Origin of the sequence: Actinomyces procaprae, assembly GCF_004798665.1 — a bacterium.
GTDB classification, from domain to species: domain Bacteria; phylum Actinomycetota; class Actinomycetes; order Actinomycetales; family Actinomycetaceae; genus Actinomyces; species Actinomyces procaprae.
This window is the reverse complement of record NZ_CP039292.1, coordinates 2713480-2738837: the sequence shown is the minus strand read 5'-3', so window position 1 is coordinate 2738837 and position 25358 is coordinate 2713480. Positions and strand designations below refer to the sequence as shown.

At 71.4% G+C, this 25358-nt stretch carries 19 protein-coding genes; 15 read left to right on the top strand and 4 right to left on the bottom strand.

The features are described 5' to 3' along the window. Positions 1 to 14 precede the first annotated feature (14 nt). A complete protein-coding gene (locus E4J16_RS11180) occupies positions 15 to 827 on the top strand; it encodes a hypothetical protein (protein WP_136314034.1) in 813 nt (270 codons plus the stop codon). Next, positions 824 to 2131: a hypothetical protein gene (locus E4J16_RS11175; RefSeq protein ID WP_136314033.1), complete on the top strand. Its 1308-nt coding sequence runs from the start codon at positions 824 to 826 to the stop codon at positions 2129 to 2131. The genes E4J16_RS11180 and E4J16_RS11175 overlap by 4 nt, the downstream gene beginning before the upstream one ends. Here E4J16_RS11175 and coaA read toward each other — a convergent pair. Then, complete coding sequence (coaA, locus tag E4J16_RS11170) at positions 2098 to 3108, bottom strand: type I pantothenate kinase (RefSeq protein WP_136314032.1); 1011 nt, start codon at positions 3106 to 3108, stop codon at positions 2098 to 2100. The genes E4J16_RS11175 and coaA overlap by 34 nt on opposite strands. A gap of 113 nt (positions 3109 to 3221) precedes the next feature. On the opposite strand from coaA, the gene glmS reads away from it, so the two are divergent. From glmS to E4J16_RS11120, 10 genes are all read left to right on the top strand, one after another. Further along, positions 3222 to 5153, top strand: a complete 1932-nt coding sequence (gene glmS / locus E4J16_RS11165) for a glutamine--fructose-6-phosphate transaminase (isomerizing) (protein WP_136193671.1) — start codon at positions 3222 to 3224, stop codon at positions 5151 to 5153. A gap of 51 nt (positions 5154 to 5204) precedes the next feature. After that, positions 5205 to 6911, top strand: a complete 1707-nt coding sequence (locus E4J16_RS11160; protein WP_240038124.1) for a bifunctional ADP-dependent NAD(P)H-hydrate dehydratase/NAD(P)H-hydrate epimerase — start codon at positions 5205 to 5207, stop codon at positions 6909 to 6911. 35 nt (positions 6912 to 6946) lie between these two features. Then, positions 6947 to 8296 (top strand): alanine racemase, encoded by a 1350-nt coding sequence (gene alr / locus E4J16_RS11155; RefSeq protein WP_136314031.1) that lies wholly within the window; start codon positions 6947 to 6949, stop codon positions 8294 to 8296. Next, positions 8293 to 8859: a tRNA (adenosine(37)-N6)-threonylcarbamoyltransferase complex ATPase subunit type 1 TsaE gene (tsaE, locus tag E4J16_RS11150; protein ID WP_136314030.1), complete on the top strand. Its 567-nt coding sequence runs from the start codon at positions 8293 to 8295 to the stop codon at positions 8857 to 8859. The genes alr and tsaE overlap by 4 nt, the downstream gene beginning before the upstream one ends. A gap of 80 nt (positions 8860 to 8939) precedes the next feature. Further along, entirely contained in the window at positions 8940 to 9716 is a 777-nt protein-coding gene (gene tsaB / locus E4J16_RS11145; RefSeq protein ID WP_136314029.1) for a tRNA (adenosine(37)-N6)-threonylcarbamoyltransferase complex dimerization subunit type 1 TsaB, read from the top strand. After that, positions 9713 to 10294 (top strand): GNAT family N-acetyltransferase, encoded by a 582-nt coding sequence (locus tag E4J16_RS11140; RefSeq protein ID WP_338028852.1) that lies wholly within the window; start codon positions 9713 to 9715, stop codon positions 10292 to 10294. Before tsaB ends, E4J16_RS11140 begins: the two co-directional genes overlap by 4 nt. Positions 10295 to 10594: 300 nt before the next feature. Then, entirely contained in the window at positions 10595 to 11341 is a 747-nt protein-coding gene (locus tag E4J16_RS11135; protein ID WP_204520041.1) for a succinate dehydrogenase cytochrome b subunit, read from the top strand. A gap of 17 nt (positions 11342 to 11358) precedes the next feature. Beyond that, positions 11359 to 13359 carry a fumarate reductase/succinate dehydrogenase flavoprotein subunit gene (locus E4J16_RS11130; protein ID WP_136314682.1) on the top strand — a complete coding sequence of 667 codons (2001 nt, stop codon included), beginning with the start codon at positions 11359 to 11361 and terminating at the stop codon, positions 13357 to 13359. Continuing rightward, the gene (locus tag E4J16_RS11125) at positions 13356 to 14129 is read left to right on the top strand and encodes a succinate dehydrogenase/fumarate reductase iron-sulfur subunit (RefSeq protein WP_136193677.1); all 774 of its coding nucleotides are present in this window, start codon (positions 13356 to 13358) and stop codon (positions 14127 to 14129) included. The genes E4J16_RS11130 and E4J16_RS11125 overlap by 4 nt, the downstream gene beginning before the upstream one ends. A 355-nt stretch (positions 14130 to 14484) precedes the next feature. Continuing rightward, positions 14485 to 15975 (top strand): L,D-transpeptidase family protein, encoded by a 1491-nt coding sequence (locus E4J16_RS11120; protein WP_136314027.1) that lies wholly within the window; start codon positions 14485 to 14487, stop codon positions 15973 to 15975. Positions 15976 to 15987: 12 nt separating this feature from the next. On the opposite strand, the gene E4J16_RS11115 is transcribed toward E4J16_RS11120, so the two are convergent. After that, positions 15988 to 16737 carry a TetR/AcrR family transcriptional regulator gene (locus E4J16_RS11115; protein WP_136314026.1) on the bottom strand — a complete coding sequence of 250 codons (750 nt, stop codon included), beginning with the start codon at positions 16735 to 16737 and terminating at the stop codon, positions 15988 to 15990. Between the two features lie 113 nt (positions 16738 to 16850). Between E4J16_RS11115 and E4J16_RS16335 the strand changes: the two genes are divergently transcribed. From E4J16_RS16335 to tsaD, 3 genes are all read left to right on the top strand, one after another. Then, entirely contained in the window at positions 16851 to 18683 is a 1833-nt protein-coding gene (locus E4J16_RS16335; RefSeq protein ID WP_338028851.1) for an ATP-binding cassette domain-containing protein, read from the top strand. Further along, a complete protein-coding gene (locus tag E4J16_RS16330) occupies positions 18676 to 20505 on the top strand; it encodes an ATP-binding cassette domain-containing protein (protein ID WP_338028850.1) in 1830 nt (609 codons plus the stop codon). The genes E4J16_RS16335 and E4J16_RS16330 overlap by 8 nt, the downstream gene beginning before the upstream one ends. A gap of 76 nt (positions 20506 to 20581) precedes the next feature. Beyond that, positions 20582 to 21628: a tRNA (adenosine(37)-N6)-threonylcarbamoyltransferase complex transferase subunit TsaD gene (gene tsaD, locus E4J16_RS11105; protein ID WP_136314025.1), complete on the top strand. Its 1047-nt coding sequence runs from the start codon at positions 20582 to 20584 to the stop codon at positions 21626 to 21628. A gap of 953 nt (positions 21629 to 22581) precedes the next feature. Here the strand turns inward: tsaD and E4J16_RS11100 are convergent. Both E4J16_RS11100 and E4J16_RS11095 read right to left on the bottom strand, forming a co-directional pair. After that, positions 22582 to 23805: a glutamate--cysteine ligase gene (locus E4J16_RS11100; RefSeq protein ID WP_420809344.1), complete on the bottom strand. Its 1224-nt coding sequence runs from the start codon at positions 23803 to 23805 to the stop codon at positions 22582 to 22584. Positions 23806 to 23966: 161 nt separating this feature from the next. Then, entirely contained in the window at positions 23967 to 25298 is a 1332-nt protein-coding gene (locus E4J16_RS11095) for a class I SAM-dependent methyltransferase (RefSeq protein ID WP_136314023.1), read from the bottom strand. Positions 25299 to 25358: the final 60 nt, after the last annotated feature.

Here is a 25358-nt window from a genome sequence, read left to right as displayed (position 1 = left end):
GCACGACACTGGCGATGCCGCGCATCCTGTCCGCACCCGCGCGGGAGGAGCAGGTACTGCGTGCGCGCCTGGAAGCGGACCTGGATGAGATCTGGGCGTGGGCGCTGGGCCGCGGCTACGTGCGGGAGTGGAACCAGGGCGGGTACGCGCCCGGGCGGAGCGGGCCGGGCGCGCGGACGTCGGCGTACGCCGGCCCGCCCGCCGACCAGGGGCTACTGGCCCGCGAGCCCCTGGTGTTCAGGCAGCGCCCGGACGGAAGAACGGCGGCGTGCATAACCGCGTCGATCGGCTTCATGCTGGTGGGCGGACTCATGCTGGTGCGCGCACTGCAAGCCGTGGATGAGCTGGCCTTAGACGACGCCGAATCGATCGTCATTGTGCTCGCGTGCGTCCAACTCGGCGTCGGGGCCGCCCTGCTGATCGGCGAGTGCCTCAGACTGCGCTCGCGGTTGACGGTATCGCGGGACGGGCTGGAGTGGACGGGGGCGCGGGGCGCGCAGCACCTGGCATGGCCGCCGTCGCGCACGTGCGTATTCGTCCAATCCCGTAGAATCTCGGGCCGGACCATGGCCACGGTGTGCGTACTCGCCCCCGACACAACGGCGCTGGCCGTGCCCGGACTGACGTGGCGCTCCAAGCACGATCGCCGCGCCCTGCTGCCGGCGGCGACGGCCGCACAGTCCATATGGCAGTGGGGGTACGCCCGCGGCGTCGCCCGTGACGACGGCGTCTACCGCCCCGCCGCTGACGCCGAGGTGGAGCAGCAACGCGTCGCCACCGCCCAGCGCATCGAGTACCTGCATGCGCACCCCCAGGAGACTCGATGACCATTCCTCCGCAGGAACCCCAGGGGGGCTTCGGCCGCGGTGCCGTGTCCTACGGCGTACAGGCGACCACCCCGGCGTCGTTCCAGGGGCCGGAGTCCCTGACGCGTCGGCAGGATGCCTCCAGCAGGATCGCCGGCTTCGCCTTCCTGCTCGGCGGTCCGATGCTGCTGTACTTCGGCTGCATGCTGTATGTCCTCGATCCCGAGCTGGAGGTCGCCGCGCCCCTGTGCGCGGCCGGGACTCTGGTGCTGATCCTCGGCATTGCGATGCTGCGGCGCCGCACCGTGTTCGACGCCCGCGGCATTCACTCCCGCGGCCTGTTGCGGACGGTTCACCTGCCCTGGCCGGATTCTCGTGCTGGATTCATGGTCGTCGTGACCGGTGGTGGCAATGGCGGCCCGGTGGCCCTGATCGAGGTGGGAGCCGCGGGCCACCGGGTGCGACTGTCCGCTCCACGCCTGTCCTCCAGGGAGGCCAAGGATCTGCGCTTGCGGCTCGAGGCCGAGGTCGACGGGATCTGGGCGTGGGCGCTGGACCGCGGCTACGCCCGCGAGGCGATGCCCGTCCCGCCCGCCCGGCAGGGCGCGGATCCCCGGCTCGTGCAGGGCATACCTCCACCGGGAGCCGCGCCGCGCGCCCTGCCCGTCGACCAGGCACTGCTGGCCCACGAGCCCCTGATCCTCAAGGAGCGGCCGAACTGGCACGGGCTCATCCCCAATGTCATCCTCTTGGTGGTCCTATGCGCGGTGGCGCTGCTGGCCGTGCTCGGCCCGGAGCGGACCCCACAGGTCTTTGCCGGAGTGCTCCCGGAGGATGGGACGGCGCGTGGGTCCGTAGGCCTTTGGGTACTGCTGGTGGTGGCCGTCGGCGGCCTCAGTGCCGGCCTGCACCGGATTCTTCGGGAACGCACGATCCTCTCCCGGTCGGGCCTGGTTCTGGCTGGGCGGCGAACCCGCCGGGTGGCCTGGCCGCCGTCACGCTCCTACCTCTTCGTGCGAAGCTGGCGCCGCCTCTGGTTCACCGAGGCATCCGCCTGGCTGCTCGCCCCCTCCGGGGCGGTGCTGCATGTGCCCGGCACGCTGCGTTGGTCCCGGAACGAGGATCGGGCCCTGCTGGCCGCTGCGACGATGGCGCAAACCATCTGGGATTGGGGCCTGGCTCGGGCAGTCACCCACGACGACGGCTCCTACCGTCCGGCCCCCGATGATGCGATCGAACAGGAGCGCCGCGCCAACGACCGGCGGGTCGCCTACCTCACCATCGGCGGAACTCAGGCCTTGCGCAGCAGCACCCGGCTCATGTGATGGTCGGCGTCCTTGTGCAGCACCAGGGTGGCCCGCCCGCGTGTGGGGGCGATGTTCTCCCGCAGATTCACCAGGTTCACGCTCTCCCACACCTCGTTCGCCGCCGCCAGCGCGATGTCGTCCGGGATGGCCTGGTAGCGCCGGAAGTAGGAGCTCGGGTCCTTGAAGGCCGTGTGCTTGAGCGTGAGGAAGCGGTCCAGGTACCAGCGGCGGATGTCCTCCGGGTTGGCGTCCACATAGATGGAGAAGTCGATGAAGTCACTCACCGCCAGCGCCGACGCCACCGTGCGCTCATCACCGGGGGCGTGGCGCACCCGCGGGGCGGGCTGGAGCACATTCAATCCCTCCAGCACCACCACGTCCGGCTGCTCAATCACGAGCTTCCTGCCCGGCACGATGTCGTAGACGGTGTGTGAGTACACCGGCGCCTCCACCCGCGGCGCCCCGGACTTCACCGCGGTGACGAACTCCAGCAGCGCCTTCTGGTCGTAGGACTCCGGGAAGCCCTTGCGGGCGGTCAGGCCGCGCGCCTCCAGGACGGCGTTGGGCAGCAGGAAGCCATCGGTGGTGACCAGATCCACCCGGGGGGTGTCCGGGAAGCGGGCCAGCAGGTGGGCGAGCAGCCGCGCCGTCGTCGACTTGCCGACCGCCACCGAGCCGGCCACGGCCACCACGAACGGCGTCGGCCGCTCAGCCACCCCCAGGAAGGCGGAGGTGCGGCGGGCGCGCTCGCGGGCAGTGATGATGAAGTGCTCCAACAGCGCCGTCAGCGGCCGGTAGACCACGTCCACCTCGGGCAGGTCGATCGGGTCGCCCAGCCCCCGCAGCTTCTCAACATCCGCCTGGGTCAGCGGCAGCGGCGCGGAGGATGCGAGCGCGCGCCACTGGTCCCGGCGCAGCTCGATGTACGGAGAGGGAGCCGCTCCGGACGGGGCCACGGGGGACAAGGGACTGTTCACCGCACCAGTGTGACGCATAGTCACCTCATCGGCACGCCCCGGTGCTGTGACGGTGCACCTCTCAGTCCAGTCAGGGCCGCGTCGGGCCCGCGCGTTGAATCGAAGGGCGGGTTGGTGGTTCGATCGGGTCCATGTGTGGAATCGTCGGTCATGTAGGCCCCCTGAACTCAACCAGTCCCACCGGAGTCTCCGGCTCCGGCCGCTCCCTGGAGGTGCTGCTGGACGGCCTGTCCCGCCTGGAGTATCGCGGCTACGACTCCGCCGGGATCGCCCTGGTGCGCCCCGACGGCGCGGAGCGGCTCACCACCGTCAAGGCCGCCGGCAAGCTGGACAACCTGCGTGCAGCCCTGGATGAGGCCGAGCCCGCCCCTGCCACCGCCGGCATCGGGCACACCCGTTGGGCCACCCACGGCGGCCCCACCACCGCCAACGCGCACCCGCACCGGGCCGGGTCCCTGGCGGTCGTCCACAACGGGATCATTGAGAACTTCCGCTCGCTGCGCGCCGAGGTGGAGGATGCGGGCCGCACCCTGCTGTCCGCCACCGACACCGAGGTCGTCGCCCACCTGCTCGACCTGGACTTCACCGCCCGGCTGGCCGAGGCGGGCCCGGACGCCGCCGACGCGCAGCGGGCCGCCGCACTGCTGGTGGAGTCCATGCGCGCCGTCACCACCCGGCTGGAGGGCACCTTCGCGCTGCTGGCCGTCACCGAACTCGCCCCCGGGGCGATCGTCGCCGCCCGCCGCTCCAGCCCACTGGTGATCGGCCTGGGTGAGGGCGAGAACTTCCTCGGCTCGGACGTGGCCGCCTTCGTCGCCTTCACCACTCACGCCGCCGAGGTCGACGACGACCAGGTGCTGCTGCTGACCGCCGACGCCGTGACCGTGTGGGACGCCGCCGGCAACGTCGTCGCCCCGCGCCAGTGGGAGGTCTCCTGGGACGCCTCCGCCGCCGTCAAGGGCGGGTACGAGACCTTCATGGACAAGGAGATCCACGACCAGCCCACCGCCGTTGCCGACACCCTGCTCGGACGCGTCAACGACCGCGGCGAGCTCGTCCTGGACGAGATGCGCATCGACCCCTCCGTCCTGCGCAGCATCGACAAGATCATCGTCGTCGCCTGCGGGACGGCCGCCTACGCCGGGCACGTGGCCAAGTACGCCATCGAGCACTGGTGCCGCATCCCGGTGGAGATCGAGCTCGCCCACGAGTTCCGCTACCGGGATCCCATCGTGTCGGAGAAGACCCTCACCGTGGCCATCTCCCAGTCCGGGGAGACCATGGACACCATTCACGCGATACGCCACGCCCGCGAGCAGGGCAGCCGCGCCCTGGCCATCGTCAACACCTACGGGTCCACGATCGCTCGCGAGGCCGACGCGGTGCTGTACACCCACGCCGGCCCGGAGGTGGCCGTGGCCTCCACCAAGGCCTTCCTCGCCCAGATCACCGCCTGCTACCTGCTGGGCCTGTACCTGGCGCAGCTGCGCGGCAACAAGTGGCCCGACGAGGTGGCCGACTACCTGGAGAACCTGGGGCAGATGCCCGCCAAGATCGAGCGCCTGCTCGCCGAGCAGGAGGACATGGTCCGCGAGCTCGGTGCCCAGCTGGCCGACCAGACCTCCTTCCTGTTCCTGGGCCGCCACGTCGGCTACCCGGTGGCACTGGAGGGGGCGCTGAAGCTCAAGGAGGTCGCCTACGTCCACGCCGAGGGCTTCGCCGCCGGTGAGCTCAAGCACGGCCCGATCGCCCTGGTGGAGGACGGGCTGCCCGTGTTCGTCATCGTCCCCACCCCGCGCCGCCCCGTCCTGCACGACAAGGTCATCTCCAACATCCAGGAGGTGCGCGCCCGCGGCGCCCGCACCATCGTCATCGCCGAGGAGGGCGACGAGGCGGTCACCCCCTTCGCCGACACCGTCATCCGCATCCCGGCGGCCCCGACCCTGATGTGGCCGCTACTGACCGTGGTGCCCCTGCAGATCTTCGCCGCCGCCCTGGCCAAGGCCAAGGGGCTGGACGTCGACCAGCCCCGCAACCTGGCCAAGTCCGTCACCGTGGAGTGAGTGCGCGGGCGGCCGGGGCGTGCGGGTTGCCGACGGGGCGATGATGGGACGGTGAATGTCACCGCCGCTCCAACCACCGCCCCCACACCGGCCGCCACGACCGCATATCCGGCACGCGCCGTAGCGGAGGCCGAGGCGCCACTGACCGCCGGAACCGACCGCTACATGCATGCGGCGGCCCATGCCGTGGCGCGTGTCGCAGTGCAGGAGCTCCGCGGCGCGCGCGGCGCCGTGCCCGGAGCGCGCGTGCTGCTGCTTGTGGGCGGTGGGCACAACGGCGGCGACGCCCTCCTGGCCGGCGCCCTGCTGGCCCGCCGCGGCTGCGCCGTCACTGCCGCGCCCGCCACCACCACCGATCGCCTGCACGCCGGCGCGCTCAACGCCGCTCGGGCCGCCGGTGTGCGTCTTGCCGCTGATCCAATGGGCGCGGCACGTGCAGCCGCCGGGGGCGTCAGCGGGAGCGCCGACGGCGCCGACCTGGTGATTGACGGCTTGACGGGTATCGGCGCCACCGGTGGACTGCGTCCCGCCGCGGCTGGGCTCATCGCTCCGCTGTGCGCCGCCGGGCAGGTGGGGTGTCGCCCCTTCCGGGTGCTGGCCGTTGACCTGCCCTCCGGCGTCGGCGTGGACGACGGCACCCTGCCCGGCCCCGTGCTGGCCGCCGATTGCACCGTCACCTTCACCTGCCCCAAGGGCGCGCACCTGCTGCCCCCGGCGGCGACCCGGTGCGGACGTGTGGAAGTGATCGACCTGGGGCTGCCGGTTCCGGAGGCGGCGCCGTCGGCACGGCGGCCCACGGATGCGGAACTGGGACGCCTGCTGCGTGTGCCCGGCGACGAGGACCACAAGTACACCCGTGGCGTGGTGGGCCTGTGGGCGGGCAGCCGGGCCTACCCGGGGGCCGCGGTCCTGGCCGCGTCGGCGGCCGTGCGCACGGGCGCGGGCATGGTGCGGGTGGCGGCGCCGCCACGGGTGGTTGACCTGGTGCTCGCCCGGCGGCCGGAGGTCGTACCCGGTGACGGACGCTGTCAGGCACTGGTCATCGGTCCCGGCACCGACCCGGCCGATGCTCCGCGCGCCGCCGAACTCGATGCGGCGTTGGGGCGGGTGCTTGGCGAGGGCGGCGAGCCGGTCGCTGCGGTCATTGACGCGGGGGCACTGCCCCTGTTGGCGGCACGGATCGGCGCCGGCCTGCGCTGCACACCGGGTCAGGTGCTCACTCCGCACGCGGGCGAGGCCGCCGCCCTGCTGACCGCGCTGGGGGAGCAGACCGCGCGGGAGGCGGTTGCGGCCGCCCCGGCCGCGGCGGTCCGCCGCCTGGCCGAGGCGACCGGCGCGACGGTGCTGCTGAAGACCACGCCGACGCTGATCGCCTCCCCCGGCGGGACGCTGCTGTCGGTCGGTTCCGGCCCGGGCTGGCTGGCAACCGCCGGCAGCGGGGACGTGCTGGCAGGGATCATCGGTGCCCTGCTGGCGGCCGACCGGGCCGATGCCGACAACGGCAAAGCCGTCGGCGGCGAAGACGCACAGGCCGAAGCCGCGGCCCGCTGCGCGGCCCTGGGGGTGCGGCTGCATGCGCTGGCGGCGGCGCGAGCCGCGGACCTGGTCAACGCCGATTCGGCGCCCGCCCCTGGGGGCTGCAGGCCACTTGCGCGCCCGGGGCATCCGCTTGCCGCGCTGGACCTGACCGAGGCGATTCCGGCCGCCTGGGAACGGCTCTGGTGCGCCGGCCGAGGCCTAGAACAAACCACCGAGTGAGCTCTACCAGGCGCTGAGCGCCGCGGAGTGGAACAATCACCATCGTGAACGCGTCCACCGGCACTCCGCTTCCTGCGACGACCTCCCGCGCCGTCATAGACCTCGACGCCGTCGCCCACAACGCCCACGTGCTCGCCGCGGTCGGCGGCGTGCCCTGGATGGCGGTGGTCAAGGCCGACGCCTACGGCCACGGCATCGGCCCGGTGGCCACCACCTGCCTGCGGGCCGGCGCCACCTGGCTCGGCGTCGCCCAGCTCGCCGAGGCCCTGCACCTGCGCGCCCTGCTCGACGCCGCCGGCGTCGCCCGCCCCTCCCGCAATCCCGACTCCGTCCCCACCTCCGAGCGCCCCCGGCTGCTCAGCTGGCTCCTGCCGGTGCTCGCGCCCGAGCAGGCGGCCGCCCCCGGCTCCCCGCTGCGCTGCGCACTTGCGGCCGGCATCGACCTGTCCGTGTCCACTCCTGCCCAGCTCGACGCCATTGCGGCGGCGGCGCGCGCCGAAATGGGTGACCGTGCCGACGGCCGTCCCGCACCGGGCCCGGCCCGCATCCACCTCAAGGTCGACACCGGCATGTCCCGCGGCGGCGCCGTCCCCGCCGACCTGCCCGCTCTGGCCGCCGCCGCGCAGGCCGCGCAGGAGGAGGGCGCGATCGCCGTCGTCGGGTTGTGGAGCCACCTGTCCCGCGCCGATGAGCCGGCCTGCGGTTCCACGGAGAAGCACCTGTCCCGCTTCCTGACCGCCGAGCGGGTCGTCGCGGAGGCGGGCCTGAACCCGCGCGTGCGCCACCTGGCCGCCACCGCCGGCCTGCTGTGGCACCCCGACACCCGACTGGACCTGGTGCGTATCGGCATCGGCCTGTACGGGCTGTCACCGGACCCCGCCGTCGCCACCTCCGCCACCCTCGACCTGACGCCGGCCATGCGCCTGGAGGCCCCGCTGACCCAGGTCAAGCGCATTCCCGCCGGCCAGGCCGTCTCCTACGGGGGTACCTGGCGCGCCCCCACCGACCGCTGGCTGGGGCTGGTCCCACTCGGCTACGGCGACGGCATCCCCCGTGCCGCCTCCAACGGCGGTCCGGTCGCGGTGAACGGCCTGCGCTCCGCCATAGTCGGCCGCGTCTGCATGGACCAGGTGGTCATCGACCTCGGCCCGGCCACCACCCCCGAGGGGGCCCCGGTGCCCCCGCCCGCAGCTGCCGGAGACACCGCCGTGCTGTGGGGCGCGCCCGACGACGCCGTCACCCCCACCGCCGACGAGTGGGCCCAGCTGTGCTCCACCATCAACTATGAGATCGTCACCCGGCTCGGCGAGCGCGTTCCCCGCGTGTTCACCGGCCGGGACGCCGCCCGGATCCACGCCCCGCACGCGCAGGAGCCGCGGGCATGAGCGCCGGCCGCACCGGCACGGCAGGCCCGGCCGCAGTGATCAGCGTCCCCACCGACTCCGCCGACGCCACCCGCGCCCTGGGCGCACGCCTGGCCGGCCTGCTGCGCGCCGGCGACGTGGTGGTGCTGACCGGCGGGCTCGGCGCCGGCAAGACCACGCTCAGCCAGGGGATCGGTGCGGCCATGGGAGTGCGCGGGCGCGTCTCCTCGCCGACCTTCGTCATCGCCCGTGTCCACCCCGCGGCCGGCTCGGGGCCCGATCTCATTCACGTGGACGCCTACCGGATCTCCTCCCTGGAGGAGCTCGACGCCCTCGACCTGGACTCCTCCGTCGCCGACTCGGTAACCCTCATGGAGTGGGGCGAGGGCAAGGCCGAGGCGCTCTCGGCCGACCGCCTGGAGATCACCGTCTCCCGCCCCCACGGCGGACTGGCCGCACCCGCCGCCCCCGGGGCCGATGCGGTTACCGACCTGGAGCAGGCCGACGACGGTCGCCGCACCGTCACCATCACCGCCGTCGGTCCGCGCTGGGCCGGCGTGGACCTGGGCGTGCTGGCGGGCTGAGGCACCGGGCCCGGCCGGTGGCCCGCCGGGCCCGTGCACCGCCACCCACGACCGTCTCCCGCTCCTCTAGGCTTGCCCCCGTGCGCATCCTCTCCATCGACTCCTCGCTGGGCACCCAGCTGCTTGTGGCCTCCGCCCCGGACGTACGGTCCGGTGGCGGCGAGTCGGCCCCCATCGTCTTGGACGTCCTGACGACGGCGCGCCAGGACAGTCCCCGCCGTCACGCCGAGTCCCTGGGCCCCATGCTGGCGGGCGCGCTCGCCGCCCCGGCGGTGGCCGCGGCGCCGCTCGACGCCGTCGTCGCCGCCACCGGCCCCGCCCCCTTCACCGGGCTGCGCGCCGGACTGGTGGCCGCCCGCACCGTCGGCCGGGCCCGCGGCATCCCCGTGTACGGCGTGCCCAGCCTCGACGCCGTCGCGCGTGCCGCCCTCGACGAGCTGGCCGGGCAGGACCGTGCCCGCGCGCAGTCGGCCACCGTCCTGGTCGCCACCGACGCGCGCCGCAAGGAGGTCTACGCCGCCCGCTACCGCGCCCGGGGCGCAGACGACGTGGAGCGCCTGGGCGGCTTCGAGGTCATGGCCCCGGGCGCGCTGCGCGAACGCGAGGATGCGGGCGCACTGCCGGCCGCCGACGTCGTGGCCGGCTCCGGCGCCGCCATGTACCCGGAGCTGGCGGCGGGCCGTGAGCTGCTGGCGCCCGCGTCCGGTGACGCGGCTGCCCAGGTGCGCCTCGCCCTGGCCCGCCTGCGGCGGCTGCCCGAGGCGGGGCCGGAGGTGCTGCGGGAGGCCGGGCTGGACACGCGGCCGCTGTACCTGCGGCGTCCCGATGTGCAGATGCCCACGGGACGCGCCCGGTGAGCCCGTCCCCCTCCGCCGTGGGCTCGGCCCCGCCGGGGGTGCGGCTGCGCACCATGACGCCCGCCGACCTGGAGGTGGTATCCCGCCTGGAGTCGGAGCTGTTCGGCGCGGAGGCCTGGAGCCCGGCCACGCTCGCCGCCGAGCTGGACCGCGCCGTCGGCCCCGGCGCGGACCGGAGGTACCTGGTCGCCGAGCTGCTCGCGGCGGCGGGCGCGGACGCCGGGACGGACTGCGGGGCGGCCGATCCGGCTGCGGGCGGGAGCGCGATCGTCGGCTATGCCGGCCTGTGGTACGGGGACGGCCGCGGCGATGCCGACCTGCTCACGATCGGCACCGTTCCCGCCGCCCGTCGGCGGGGCGTGGCCACCGCCCTGCTGGAGGCCCTGGCGCAGCTCGCCGAGGACGTGGGCTGCCGTGCCGTCCTGCTGGAGGTGCGCGCGTCCAATGAGGGCGCCCGGCGCCTGTACGCGGCTCATGGCTTCGTGCCGGTCGGGCGGCGTCGCCGCTACTACCTGGCCCCCGTGGAGGATGCCGTGGTCATGCGTCGGCGCCTGCGGGCACCCGCGGCGGGGTCCTGAAACCGGGCGGGACCCTGGCGGCGTGGCAAGGGCGGCTGAAGACTCTGATATTTGTCTGACAATGACGTGACGAAATGGCGGCGTCCACGGGCGGCCCCGCGCCCGCTGCGACGGGGCGTCTTGAAGTGGAGCGCTGGCGCAGGTCCCCGTTTTTCCGCACCATGGCAAGGGTGCGCTAATCCTTGCCGAGGACGGGGCGGAGGTTTGGGACTATCGGCCGAGGGGTGTTCGTAAACTGCACTTGTGGTGAAAACGTCTGCTCCCCCCAAGAAGAAGACCGCCTACACGACGACGGTCTTCATGAAGCGTCTGATGGCCTGGTCGGGCATCATCTTCATCCTGTTCGTCGTGTTCCACGCCTACGGGAACACCCACTACTTCCAGGGCGAGATCGCCTACGACCACTACGCGGTCTGGCTGCGCACCCTGCTCGAGCCGCTCCTGCCCTACAGCGGCTTCCTGTGGATCCTGCGCCTCGTGCTGGTGGCGCTACTGGCGGCCCACGTCGGCAGTGCCTTCCACCTGTGGTACCGCAACCGCAAGGCCCGTGGGAACGACAAGTACGAGGTCAAGAAGCCCGGTGCCGACTACTTCGCCTCCCGCTACGCCATGCGCACCATGCGCTGGGGCGGTGTCATCCTGCTGCTGTTCATCATCTGGCACATCCTGCAGTTCACCACCCTGTCGTTGACCCCCGGCGGGGAGTACGTCCATGGCCGCGCCTACGCCAACATGTACTACGGCTTCCAGCTGTGGTGGGTGTACCTGATCTACCTGGTGGCCCTGGTGGCCCTGTGCCTGCACGTGTGGCACGGCGTCTGGTCCGCCCTGCAGACCCTCGGTGCCACCCGCGGCAACACCGTGCCCCTCATCCGCCTGATCGCCTTCATCGTCGCCTTCGGCCTGTTCGCCGTGTTCATGGCCCCTCCGACGGCGATCTTCTTCGGCTGGACCGAGGCCCCCATGGCCGCCGCCGACTACTACCCCCAGTTCTGCGACGCGATCGGCTCGGCCTCCGAGCAGTTCGCCCACTGCGCTGCCCACTGAGCGAGAGCGAGTGAATGATGACTGAACTCATCGACGGCCTTTACCGCGAGGGCGAGAAGATCGCCGACACCAAGGCCCCGCACGACGTCCCCATTGCGCAGCGCTGGGAGCAGCGCAAGTTCAACGCGAATCTGGTCAACCCCGCCAACCGCCGCAAGCTCGACGTGATCGTCGTCGGCTCCGGTCTGGCGGGCGGTGCCGCCGCCGCGTCGCTCGGGGAGCAGGGCTACAACGTCAAGTGCTTCTTCTACCAGGACTCCGCCCGCCGCGCCCACTCCATCGCCGCCCAGGGCGGTATCAACGCCGCGAAGAACTACCGCAATGACGGCGACTCCGTCTACCGGCTCTTCTACGACACCGTCAAGGGCGGCGACTACCGCGCCCGGGAGGACAACGTCTACCGGCTGGCCGAGGTCAGCGCGGCCATCATCGACCAGTGCGTGGCCCAGGGCGTCCCCTTCGCCCGCGAGTACGGCGGCCTGCTGGACAACCGCTCCTTCGGTGGCGTGCAGGTCTCCCGCACCTTCTACGCGCGCGGCCAGACCGGCCAGCAGCTGCTGATCGGTGCCTACCAGGCCCTGGAGCGTCAGGTCCGCGCCGGCACCGTCAAGGAGTACCGCCGCCACGAGATGGTCGAGCTGATCGTGATCGACGGTCGCGCCCGCGGCATCGTCACCCGCGACATGGTCACCGGTGAGATCGCCACCCACCTGGCCGACGCCGTCGTCCTGTGCACCGGCGGCTACGGCAACGTGTTCTTCCTGTCCACCAACGCCATGGGCTGCAACGCCACCGCGATCTGGCGGGCGCACCGCAAGGGCGCGTACTTCGCCAACCCCTGCTACACGCAGATCCACCCGACCTGCATCCCGCAGTCCGGTGACTTCCAGTCCAAGCTGACCCTGATGAGTGAGTCGCTGCGCAACGACGGCCGTATCTGGGTGCCCAAGCGGGCGGAGGACTGCGACAAGGACCCGCGTGACATTCCCGAGGAGGACCGCGACTATTACCTGGAGCGGATCTACCCCGCCTTCGGCAACCTGGTGCCGCGCGACATCGCCTCCCGTCAGGCGAAGAACATGTGCGACGAGGGCCGCGGCGTCGGCCCCGCCATTAAGGAGCGCGACGCGCAGGGCAACGAGCGCATGATGCGGCGCGGCGTCTACCTGGACTTCTCCGAGGCCATCGGCCGGCTCGGCCGGGACGCCGTCTCCGCCCGCTACGGGAACCTGTTCGAGATGTACCAGCGCATCACGGGCGACGACCCCTACGAGGTCCCCATGCGCATCTACCCGGCCGTGCACTACACCATGGGCGGGCTGTGGGTCGACTACGACCTGGAGTCCAACATCCCGGGCCTGTACGTGGCCGGCGAGGCCAACTTCTCCGACCACGGCGCCAACCGCCTGGGGGCATCAGCCCTCATGCAGGGCCTGGCCGACGGTTACTTCGTACTGCCGGACACTCTCAACGACTACCTGGCGGACATGCTGCGCGAGGGCAAGGTCGACCCGGACGCCCCGGAGATCGCCGAGGCCCGCAAGAGCGTCGAGGACCGTATCGACCGGCTCATGGCGCTGCGCGGCACCCGCTCCGTGGACGACTTCCACATGGCACTGGGTCGCATCATGTGGGAGTACTGCGGCATGGAGCGCCGCGAGGAGGGACTGCGGGAGGCCATCGGCCAGATCCGCGCCCTCAAGGAGGAGTTCTGGCGGGACGCCCGCATCACCGGCGAGGCCATGGAACTCAACCAGGCACTGGAGAAGGCGGGCCGCCTGCTCGACTTCTTCGAGCTGGCCGAGCTGATGTGCATCGACGCCCTCCACCGCCGCGAGTCCTGCGGCGGCCACTTCCGCGCCGAGTCCCAGACCCCCGAGGGTGAGGCGCTGCGCCACGACGACGAGTTCCTCTACGTGGCCGCCTGGGAGTGGGGCGGCGAGAACCAGCCCCCGATCCTCCACAAGGAGGACCTCATCTACAAGGACATCGAGCTCAAGCAGCGGAGTTACAAGTGAACATCAAGCTGAAGATCTGGCGCCAGAAGAACCAGGACTCGGAGGGTCACTTCGAGGAGTACTCGATGACCGGCATCGAGGAGCACATGAGCTTCCTCGAGGTCCTCGACCTGCTCAACGAGCAGCTCTTCGCCGAGGGCGAGGAGCCCGTCGCCTTCGACTCGGACTGCCGCGAGGGCATCTGCGGCCAGTGCGGTGTGGTCATCAACGGGCAGGCCCACGGGCCGATCCGCTCCACCACCTGCCAGCTGCACATGCGTCACCTGGCGGAGGACCCCTCCTTCAAGGACGGTTCCACCATCACCATCGAGCCGTGGCGCTCCACCGGGTTCCCGGTGCTCAAGGACCTGATCGTGGACCGCTCGGCCCTGGACCGCATCGTGCAGGCCGGCGGCTACATCTCCGTCAACACCGGTGCCGCCCCGGAGGCGCACTCCGTGCCCGTGCAGAAGGACAAGGCCGACGCCGCCTTCGAGGCCGCCGCCTGCATCGGTTGCGGCGCCTGCGTGGCCGCCTGCCCGAACGCCTCCGCCATGCTGTTCACCGGCGCGAAGATCTCCCACCTGGGCCTGCTGCCGCAGGGCCAGCCGGAGCGCCTCGCCCGCGTGGTCAACATGCTCAACCAGCACGACGCCGAGGGCTTCGGCGGCTGCACCAACATCGGTGAGTGTGCGGCCGTGTGCCCCAAGTCGGTGCCGCTGGAGGTCATCACCCGGCTCAACCGCGACCTGGGCCACGCCCTGTGGAAGGGCCAGAAGGCCACCGCCTGAGGCTCCCGGCGAGCAGCCCGGGGCTGCCAACGACCCACCGCGCCGTGGCTCTGCGCTAAGCCACGGCGCGGCGTCGTGTACCAGGGCCGTACCGGCCGTCCCGGACGTGTTCCCGCACGCTCTACCACGCCGGTCCACCGTTGGGTACGCTTGCGGCGTAGTAAAGCCCCAACCGGCGTAGTAGACCGGCCCGGCCCGAACCTGAGCGTCACGTCAGCGCCGATAACGGGACAATGGCGGGTGGGGCGCCGTCTGGCGGCGTGTGCCACAGCGCCAGTGAGTGGCCGGTTGCGGACGGCGGCTGTATCGTGATCTTCTCCCCGTCAGGTTCCGTTACACTTCCTTTACCGGAGGTATGGTGAAGAAGAGGTTCCCGCAGTGGCGACGTGATGACGCTGCGCATACGCCGAGGCACGCTACGAACGCGCTGCGTGCCCGCAGGCGGATGCTGGCGCTACTGCTGGCGCTGCTTGTGGCGGCCCCGCTCGCGGGCCTGTCCGGCCGCGCCGCCTACGCCGCGGACCTCGCGCCCGCTGGAGCCAGCATCGGCGGTCAGAGCGTGGCCGGCATGACCCGCCAGGAGGTGACCGACGTCGTCGCCACTCGCGCTGCCGGCACCACCGTCTCCATCACCATCGCCGGGCAGACCATTGAGACCACGTTGGAGCGGGCCGGCGGGCGCGTCGACGCGGTGGCCGTGGCGGACGCACTGGTGGACGGCGTCGATCTCACCGAGGCGGCAGCAGGGGGTGTCGCAGACCGGGCCGACGTGCGGCCGGCCGCATTCGTGGACGCCGAGGCCGTGGCCGCGCTCGCCGAGCGCATCGACGCCCAGTCCGGCACCCCGGCGGTCAACGCATCCATTCAGCCGACCGCCGACGGCGGCTCCTTCGAGGCGGTCGGCGGCACCCCGGGCAGGGGAGTGGACGTCGAGTCCCTCACCGCCGTCGTCGAGGCCGCCGTCGTGAGTCTCACCTCCCAGAGCGCCCAGCTGCCTGTGACCGACGTCGCCCCCGCCGTCTCCGACGCCGCCGCCGAGAAGGCTGCTGCCGCCGCCGATGAGCTCATCGCCCCCGAGGTCACACTCGCCGGCGGGGGGCAGACCGTGGAGGCCGACGCCGCCGCCCGCGCCGCCTGGGTCGGTACCACCGCCGTCGACGGCGAGCTCGAGCCGACCCTGCTGGCGGAGAACGTGGCCGCCTGGGTCGATCAGGCGGCGCAGTCCATCGAGTTCGATCCGGTCAGCGCCATCGACAACGTCGACGCCGAAGGCAACGTGCTGGAGCCCGCCCGGCCGGCCCAGGCGGGACTGGAGGTCACCAACCGCGACGCCGTTGCCGCGGAGATCATGTCCGCGCTGGAGTCCCACGAGGCCTACACCGGTGAGTTCGCCACCCAGGAGGTGGAGGCGCAGACCGAGCAGCGAGTCGTCTCCGCCGGCACTGACCGCTTCGCCTACAGTGCCGAGGCCGGCGAGAAGTGGATCGACATCAACCTCACCGACTCCACCATCACCGCCTACGAGGGCTATGAGCAGGTGCACGGCCCGATCCTCATGAACCACGGCGGCCCCGGCAATGAGACCATCACCGGCACCTACGAGGTGTACCTCAGTTATGCGAAGCAGGACCTGGGCTGCAGCGCCGGCTGGTCATACTGCCAGAAGGACGTCGCCTGGGTCACCTACTGGCACGGCAACTACGCCATCCACTCCGCCCCCTGGGCCAAGCACTTCGGTGTCGGTGCCGACGCCGGATCGCACGGGTGCATCAACCTGCCGGAGGAGGAGGCCCACTGGTACTACGACTGGGCCGAGACCGGCACCACCGTCGTCAGCCATTACTGAGTGGTGGCGCGGCTAGTCGTCCGGCCCAGTGGGCGCCCGTTCGTCGTCGCCCGCCGACTGTGCGGCAGCGCTGGCGATGCCGTGAATGATGACCTCGAGCTTGCGATCCAGCCAGCCGCGGTCGAGCCAGCTGGTGGAAGGGGCCAGCGCGGCGGGCAGCTGCGCGGCCCGCCCGTCCTCGGCGAAGCGCCTGCGCGCCGCATCCAGACCACTTGGCGCCGACGGGCCGTCCCTGTCGGTGGCTAAGGTGCTGCCGGCATGCTGCGGGATCCCCGGGGTGTCGCTGACGGGTGCGCGGGCGACCTCGGTCTGCAGGTGCACGCTGATGACGGTGTCGGCGATGAAGTCGAGGGCCAGGACGGCGTCGTCGGGGGACAGGCCGCCCCGTGTGAGCGCCCGCTGTGTCTGTGTTATGGGCCGGGCGAAGAACTGGTAGGCCCAGGACGTGGAGACGAGTACGCCGGCCAGTCCCGGGTGCTCCTCCAGCAGTTCCCACAGGCGCTCGGCGTAGGCGCGCGCCACCCCCTGCCAGGACCCGGCCAGGTCGGAGAAGTCGGTGGCGGCCGCGACCCGCTCCAGGCAGCCGCGCAGCAGGTCCTCGCGTGAGCTGATCGTGCGGTACAGCGCCGAGGTCCCCACCCCCAGTCGCTGGGCGACAGCCGAGAGTGTGAAGCGGTCGACGCCGATCTCCAGTGCGGCGGACACCACCTCCTGGCGGGTGAATCCGGGCTTCGGCCCGGTGGGATTGCCCAGACGCGTCATGCGGGTCACGTTACGCGGCGCCGGTTTGCGTACGACCCTTGTATGTCACACCGCATCAAAGTAAGGTCAGGCTCAGTCAATAGAGAATGGTGTTCTCGATTGGAGCGTGAGACATGCCGAGCTCGCTCACGACGGCCGCACCCGATCAGGTGGAGCCGTCGACCCGACCCGCCGACGACCGCGCCCGCGCGGTCGCCGGCCAGGCCGCCATCAAGCGCCTGGGCGCCTCGGTGCGCGCCCGGCTGCGCCTCGGGCAGGTGCTCGTAGTCATTTCCGGGCTACTGTCCATCGCCCCGTATGTGGCGCTCGTACAACTGGGCGACATCCTGCTGGCGGCGCACGAGGTGGGCTCTGCCCCCGACCCGGCGCGCGTGCGCGCCACGGTGATGGTGCTGATCGGTGCCTACTCGACCCGCCTGCTGCTGTACTCCCTGGCCCTGCTCATCACCCACTTCGCCGACCTCGCCCTGCGTGACCGGCTGCGCCGTGACATCATCTCCCGGCTGACCCGCACGCCCCTGAGCTGGTTCACCGCATCCACCTCCGGCCGGCTGCGCAAGGCGGTGCAGGACGACACCACCACCGTGCACACCGTCATCGCCCACGGGCCGGTGGAGCGCCTCAACGCGGTCATCTCCCCGGTGGCGCTCCTGGCCTGCGCCTTCTGGATCGACTGGCGCCTGGGACTGCTGAGCATCGGCACCATCCCGCTGTTCTTCGCCACCTACTCCCTGTCCATGCGCGGCATGAATGAGAAGACCGTGGAGATGGACCGCCGCCTGGAGAACATCTCCTCCGCCATGGTGGAGTTCGTCGCCGGCATCGGGGTGGTCAAGGCCTTCGGGCAGGTCGGCCGCGCCCACGCCGCCTACCTGCGCGCCGGCGACGAGTTCTCCACGTTCTACCGCGCCTGGGCCATGTCGATGATGAATATCAGCTGCTTGTCCATCACCTGGGTGTCCATCCCGGTGCTGCTACTGGTCAACCTGGGCGGCGGGAGCCTGCTGCTGCGCTCCGGCCTGGTGACGCTGCCGCAGATGCTCACCACCACGCTGATCGCCCTCGTGCTGCCCGGTGCCATGGTCACCATCGCCTCCGTCTCCTGGTCCTACCAGCAGGCCGGGGCGGCCGCGCTGCGCCTGTGCGACATTCTCGACGCCCCCACCCTGCCCGCCGCCGTCCACCCGCGCCGCCCGGACGGCGCCCGCGTGGAGATCGAGCACGTGTCCTACTCCTACGGGCGGACCCTCGCCGTCGACGACGCCTCCCTGACCCTGGAGCCCGGCACCGTCACCGCCCTGCTGGGCCCCTCCGGCTCCGGCAAATCGACCCTGGCGACCCTGATTGCCCGCTTCGCCGACCCCGACGCCGGCACGGTGCGCATCGGCGGGGTGGACCTGCGCGACATGGATGAGCGGACCCTGTACGACACGGTCTCCTTCGTCCTCCAAGATCCTCAGCTGCTCGACGCCCCAATCCGCGACAACATCGCCCTCGGCCGCCCAGATGCGGACCTGGAGCAGGTGCGTGCCGCCGCCCGCGTCGCCCAGATTGACGACTTCATCATGACCCTTCCCGCCGGCTATGACACCGTCGTCGGACGGGACACGGCCCTGTCCGGCGGGCAGGCCCAACGCATCGCCATCGCCCGGGCCGTACTGTGCGACACCCCGGTGATCCTGCTCGACGAGGCCACCGCCATGGCAGACCCCGAGTCCGAGGCTGAGATTCAGCATGCCCTGGCGGAGCTGGTCAAGGAGCGCACGGTGCTGGTCATCGCCCACCGGCCCGCAGCCGTCCGCGGCGCCCACCGCATCGTGGTCATGGACCGCGGCCGCATCGTGGCTGCCGGCACTCACGACGAACTCCTGACCGAACCCCACTACCGGGCGCTGCTGCGCCAGGGCGGCGTCGCCGTCGACTCCGAGGAGAACCGCCATGACTGACACCACGAGTTATCCCGTGAAGCGCGTCGTGAACCGGGCGGCACCCGGCGCCCCGGCTGCTGCGGATCCGCCTGTCTCCCACTCCTTGATGGCCCGCTACCGACGCCTCATGGGGCCCGTTGCCTGGCGGCAGGTCGTCGGCGGTATAGGAATCGGAGTCCTCAGCGGTGTGTCCTCGGGCCTGGCGCTGCTGTTCCTGCTGCCGGCCTCGGTGGCATTGGTGACCGGTCGAGCCAGCTGGGGGCTCGGCTTCGGCGCCTGGCTCATCGTGCTCGCCGTCCTCGCCGTCACCTGCGCCGTCGCCGACTACTTCAGCCAGCGTATCGGCATGACCGGGGCGCTCGGCTTCCAGCACGACGTCCACTACGCCATCGGCGACCAGGTGGCCCGCGTGCCCCTGAGTTGGTTCACCGCCGACTCCGCCGGCGTCATGTCCCGGGCCGTCTCCCGGGAGATGATGTCACTGTCCGAGTCGGTGGCGCACTTCCTGAATTCGCTCAGCACCACCGTGGCCGGGTGCGTGGTCATCTGGCTCGGCTCCTGGGCGTGGGACTGGCGGCTGGGGCTGCTGCTGACCTGCGCGGCACCTTTGCTGGCGGTGTTCTTACGGGTCTCCCGCCGCATGATCGACCGCGGCAAGGCCCTCTCCGAGCCCGCTGAGCGCGAGCTCGCCGCCCGCATTGTGGAATTCGCGCGCTGCCAGGGAGCACTGCGCTCCTGCCACGCAAGCACCGACTACCGGCAGCTGGCCGACGCCTTCGACGTCGCTGCCCGCACCTCCCGCCGCGGCCTGTGGTGGGAGACCGCCGGCAACCTGGTCAATGGTGTCCTGGTCCAGGTGATCGTCGTAGCCATGATCGCCCTGTCGGCGGCCCTGTCCGTCTCCGGGGCCCTGGCCCCGTTGCAGGCGGTCGTCACCATCGGCATGTGCCTGCGGTTCACCACCATGCTAGACACCATCGGCGCCACCACCGCGGGCATTGAGGAGCGCCGCCAGATGATGGACCACCTCGACGCCGTCATGGACGTCCCCCCGCTGCCGGAGCCGGGCGCCGCCGCCGCGGAGCCAGAGCCCGGCGCCGTCGAGCTCGACGCCGTCCACTTCTCCTACCGGGCCGACGCGCCCGTGCTGCGCGGAGTGAGCCTGCGCGTGCCCGCCCGCTCCATGTGCGCGGTGGTGGGTCCCTCCGGCAGTGGGAAGACCACCATCGCCCGTCTGGTTGCCCGCTTCTGGGACGTGGACGCCGGCACCGTGCGCGTGGGCGGCACCGACGTACGAGACATGCCGGTATCTCAGCTCATGGGGCAGATCTCCATGGTCTTCCAGGACGTATACCTCTTCGATGACACCCTGGAGGCCAATATCCGCATCGGAGACCCCGAGGCCGGTACTGATCGGGTGCGGTGGGCGGCTGACCTGGCCGGGGTCACCGAGATCGTGGACCGGCTGCCCGACGGCTGGGACACGCGCGTCGGTGAGGGCGGGCAGGCCCTGTCTGGTGGGGAGCGGCAGCGGGTTTCCATCGCCCGCGCCCTGCTCAAACAAGCGCCCATCGTGCTGCTGGATGAGGCCACCAGTGCCCTGGATGCGGAGAACGAGGCGCATATCGTGGCCGCCATGCAGGAGCTGCGGCGCACCTCCACACTGATCGTGATCGCCCACAAGCTGGAGACCATCGCCGCCGCCGACCAGGTGATCGTCATGGACCAGGCCGGGCAGGTGGCTCAGCACGGCACCCACGCCGACCTGTTGGACGCCCCCGGCCCCTACCGGGACTTCTGGAACTATCGCAGCCGCGCCGCCGGCTGGCGGCTCGTGTAAGGCGTGCAAGCACGGCCTCTTGGGCACCCCGCCCGGCGTGCCCACCGGGCCCGCCGGGCGGCTACGCTTGGACGCCGTGAGTGAACCTCTGATCCTCGGCATTGAGTCCACCTGCGACGAGACCGGCGTCGCCCTGGTGCGTGGGCGCGAACTGCTCGGCGACGTCGTGGCCACCTCCATGGACGAGTACGCCCGCTTCGGCGGCATAATCCCCGAGATCGCCTCACGCGCCCACCTGGAGTCCTTCCTGCCCACCCTCGACGCCGCGCTGGAGCGGGCCGGAGCCGACCTGGCGGATGTCGACGCCATAGCCGTCAGCGCCGGCCCCGGGCTCATCGGCTCCCTCACCGTCGGCGTAAGCGCCGCCAAGGCACTGGCCGCGTCGCTGGGCAAGCCCATCTACGGCGTGAACCACGTCGTCGGGCACATCGCCGTCGACGAGCTCATTGACGGCCCCGCCCCCGCGCACTTCATCGGCCTGATCGTCTCCGGCGGCCATTCCAGCCTGCTGGACATCCACGACCTGGCCACCGACGTCGTCGAGCTGGGCGGCACCCTGGACGACGCCGCCGGGGAGGCCTTCGACAAGGTCGGCCGACTGCTCGGCCTGCCCTACCCGGGCGGCCCGCACGTCGACCGGCTCGCCCAGGAGGGAGATGTAGCGGCGATCCGCTTCCCCCGCGGGCTGGCCGCCGCCAAGGACCGTGAGCGCCACCGCTACGACTTCTCCTTCTCCGGGCTGAAGACCGCGGTCGCACGCTACGTGGAGTCACTGCACGACTCCGGGCAGGAGGTGCCGGCCGCCGACGTGTGCGCCGCCTTCTCCGAGGCGGTCAACGACTCACTCACCGCGAAGGCCGTGCAGGCCTGCCGGGACGCCGGCTGCGACACCCTGGTGATCGGCGGCGGGTTCTCCGCCAACTCCCGGCTGCGGGCGCTCGCGGCGCAGCGCTGCGCGGAGGCAGGCATTACCCTGCGGCTGCCGCCGCTGAAGTACTGCACGGATAACGGTGCCCAGATCGCGGCCCTCGGCGCGGCTGCCGTGCGCGCGGGAGTGGAGCCGAGCCCCATGGACTTCGCCCCCGACTCCGGCATGCCGCTGGATGTGCCCGTCGCGCACTGAGCTCGTCGGCCCCCCCCGCCCCCCCCGACCACCCCCGCCCACCCGCCCACCCGCCCACCCCTTCCGCGAGATCGGTAGTTGTTACGTGCTGAGATCGGTAGTTGCAACCACCGAGGTCGGTAGTTGTAACCACCGAGGTCGGTAGTTGTTACGTGCTGAGGTCGGTCGATAAGGGGCTCTTCCGGTTCGGGGGCGTGTCGGGCTGAGCTGTCTGCTGCGCCGGTTGGACGTTAACAGCGCTACTTAACGGTCTGCTGTATACCTCAGCACCCTTCAGCAGACGGTTAACTGGCGTTGTTAACCCCGAAGTGGCGTTGCAGATGGGGAGGTGGCGTTGCAAATGGTCCCGCTTCCCGGCCCGGGGTTTCCAGGCAGATGAGTCCGGCGCGGTCTGGCGGGGTTCGTCGGCGTCGGCGAGGGAAGACCGGCAGGTTCACCGGGTCCCGCGTCCGGCGAAACGCCGACTGCCACGCCCACGAACATATGGAGGCGTCCGGGAGGTGGGACTGTTTGTGGGTGCTGGCTAGCCGCTTATGAGGCGGTGAGGCGCCTGCGACGCAGCCAGGCTCTCGAGGACGGCCCCGTGCGAGGGTGACCTCACTGGCCCGACGACGTCCTTACCGACCCGAGGATGGCCGTCGGCATCACAGTCTCGAGACCAACCTCCACCCATACAAGCCGGAGGCGTCCATGAACCGCGCCCATTACAGCGACCGCAAGGACTTCCCGGTGACGGCGGAAGCTCAGCCGCGTCCGCGGGCGACTTGCAAGGGCCTTGGAAGGAATGGTCATCCTATGCGGCATTCACCGGACGACGCGCAAGCATGGGGCGCTCCCACATCTACCGACCTCGGCACGTAACAACTACCGACCTCGGTGGTTACAACTACCGACCTCGGCACGTAACAACTACCGACCTCGGTGGTTACAACTACCGATCTCGGTGGTTATAACTACCGAGATCGGGGAGGGAGGGGGCAGTGCCTGTCGGGCGAGGGGCGTCGGGGAGGAGCAGCAGGGCCGGGGCGGATGCCGTTGGAGACCAGGGCGGTGACCTCCGCGGGAGCCAGCGGTCGGCCGGCGCGCACTTCCTCCAGCAGTAGCCGCATGGCGGCCTCGTTGCTGCTAGCGGTGGTGGCTGCGGCGAGCTGGCGCTGATAGGAGGCGCCGGCCTCGAGCGTTGCCCGAACACTGTCGAGCTCCGACTCGCAACCCAGGTCGACGGCGACAGGCTCCAACTCGATGAGCATCCGCTCCACGGTGTCGGTGACCAGTTCCTCGGTGCCCGATGAGTCGGTGATCAGGATGGCGTCCATGCCGTAGCGGGCAGAGCGCCACTTGTTCTCGTTGACGTACCACGGCGGCAGCGCGTCCAGCTCCTCACCGCGGTCCAGGCGGCGGGAGAAGTCCTCCACCAGGCACTGAGTCAGGGCGGCGATCCCACCCAGTTCGACGAGGTTGGTGGCGGCGTCGCAGGACCGCACCTCGATGGTGCCCAGTCGCGGCGATGGGCGCACGTCCCAGCGAATCTCGGTGAAGTCCTCGATGACGCCGGTGTGCACCATGTCGCCGACGAAGCCCTCCAGCTCCTCCCAGGAGTCCAACTGATGCGGGGCGCCCGCCGTCGGCAGCTGCTGGAACATCATGGCGCGGTTGTCGGCGTAGCCGGTGGAGGCGCCCGCCCAGAACGGCGACGAGGCGCTCAAGCACTGCAGGTGCGCGGTGCGGGTGAGCAGGGCGGAAAGGATCGGCAGCACCTTGCTGCGGTCCTCAATGCCGACGTGAACGTGGGTGCCGAAGATGAGCATCTGGTGGCCCCACAGCCGGGTTCGTTCCACCAGCCGCGCATAGCGCTCCGCGTCGGTGACCTTCTGCACCAGCGGGTCGGCGAAGGGGTGGGTGCCCGCGCTGGCCAGCTGTACCCGCAGCGGCTCGACGACGGGCAGCAACCGGTCGTAGGCGAGCGCAATGTCCTCAATGCACTCGGCGACCGTATCGCGGGCGCCGGAGACCAGCTCCACGGTGTTGAGCATCATCTCGCCGTGGATGTGCGGGTCCTCGCCCACTAGGCGGAGGACCTCGGCGGCGCACTGGCGCAGGTCCAGGCTGTCGCGGTCAACGAGCTGAAGCTCCCACTCGATGCCGAGTGTGGAGCGCTCGGAATGGGCGAAGGGCATCTCCTCCCGGTGCAGCAGATGCGCGCGGGGAGTACGGGTGAAGGCGGGTGTGGCCGGGGTCATTACGGAGCTCCTTTCGGAGACGTTGTTCAAGGACACTTGTCGGAGACGTTGTTCAAGGACACTTGTCGGAGACGTTGTTCAAGGACACTTGCTGATGGTTACGTTGATGGGTGGCTGTCGTGCGCCTGCGACGACGGCGCGGCGGGGCTCTGGCCCGTCGACGGGCCCACGGGCTCGACGACGAGTACGGCGCCCCGGGGGGAGCGGCCGTGACCGCCGTCGCCGCGCGAGCCGATACGGGTCAGCAGCCAGACCTCCCCGACGTCACCGCGCGGGCGCAGGGAGGCGCGCAGTGCGTCGGGGGAGACGTCGACGCCGCGGGCGTGAATCTCCAGGCGGCCGATGCCGCGACTGTGCACGCGGGAGCGCAGCGCCTTCAGGCGCAGGGGAAGCACCTCCACCAGTCGCCAAGTGCGCACGAAGGGGGCGAGCTCCGGCCCGACGGGCCTCGTGCCCGTCAGGTAGGCGATGCGGTGCCCGACGGGTGTTGCGCCGAGACGGCCCGCCAGGTGAGCCACTAGGCCGGCGCGGATGGCGGCGCCGTCGGGCTCGTGGATGAACTCGCCGAGCTCCTCCGCCCCGGTAACGGGATCGAGTTGAGTGGGCGGAGCCGAGGGGTCGGCGCAGTCGGGGTCGGCCAGCACATGGGGCGCCGGCGCGCCGTCGACCCCCGTGCGCAGGACCAGCGCGGAGCGCCCGGGCCCCTCCGGGGCCAGCGGACCACACCAGATGCCGGCCTCTACCACCTCGCCGTCCACGCTCACCCACTGCACATGCGCGTCGGCCGGTAGTAGCGCGTGGTCGATCCCCGGGGCCGCCTTGACGCCGAGCGCCGCCACCTGCTCCCGCAGGGCCAGCACCCTGCCCAGCGGCGGCGACCAGGACTCCGGGTCCGCGATGCGCCTGCCCCCGGCGCGGCGCGCCGGGTCGGCGAAGACGGCGTCGACCCCCTCCGCCCGCAGGTCCACCTCCAGCGCGTCGGCGCAGCGCACCTCGGCATTCGGGAACGGGGAGAGGTTGACGGTGGCGAGGGCCGCCGTCGGCTCGTCCCGGTCCACCGCCAGCACCCGCGGGCACAACGAGGCCAGGGCGAGTGCGTCGCCGCCGATGCCGCAGCCCAGATCCGCCACGTACTGGCTTCCGGCGCGCGCATAGCGGGAGGCGTGGTGCGCGGATACGGCCAGCCGCGTGGCCTGCTCCAGGGCGTCGGGTGTGAACAGCATCCTGGCGGCGAAGGGGCCGAACTTGGCGGTGGCGCGCCCGCGCAGCCGTTGCTGAGTCAGCGCGGCGGCCACCAGTGCGGGCGAGTGGCCCTCGCGGCGCAGGGACTCGCCCAGGGTGAGGGCCTGATCGGGATCATAGGGGGGCAGTGATTCGAGCAGCCGCCAGCCCTCCGGGGTGAGCAGCGGGGCGAGGTCGAAGCCGTCCATCGTTCAGAATCATGACACGTCGATCCGCTCACGCGCTGCATACGGAGAGGCGTCTCACGG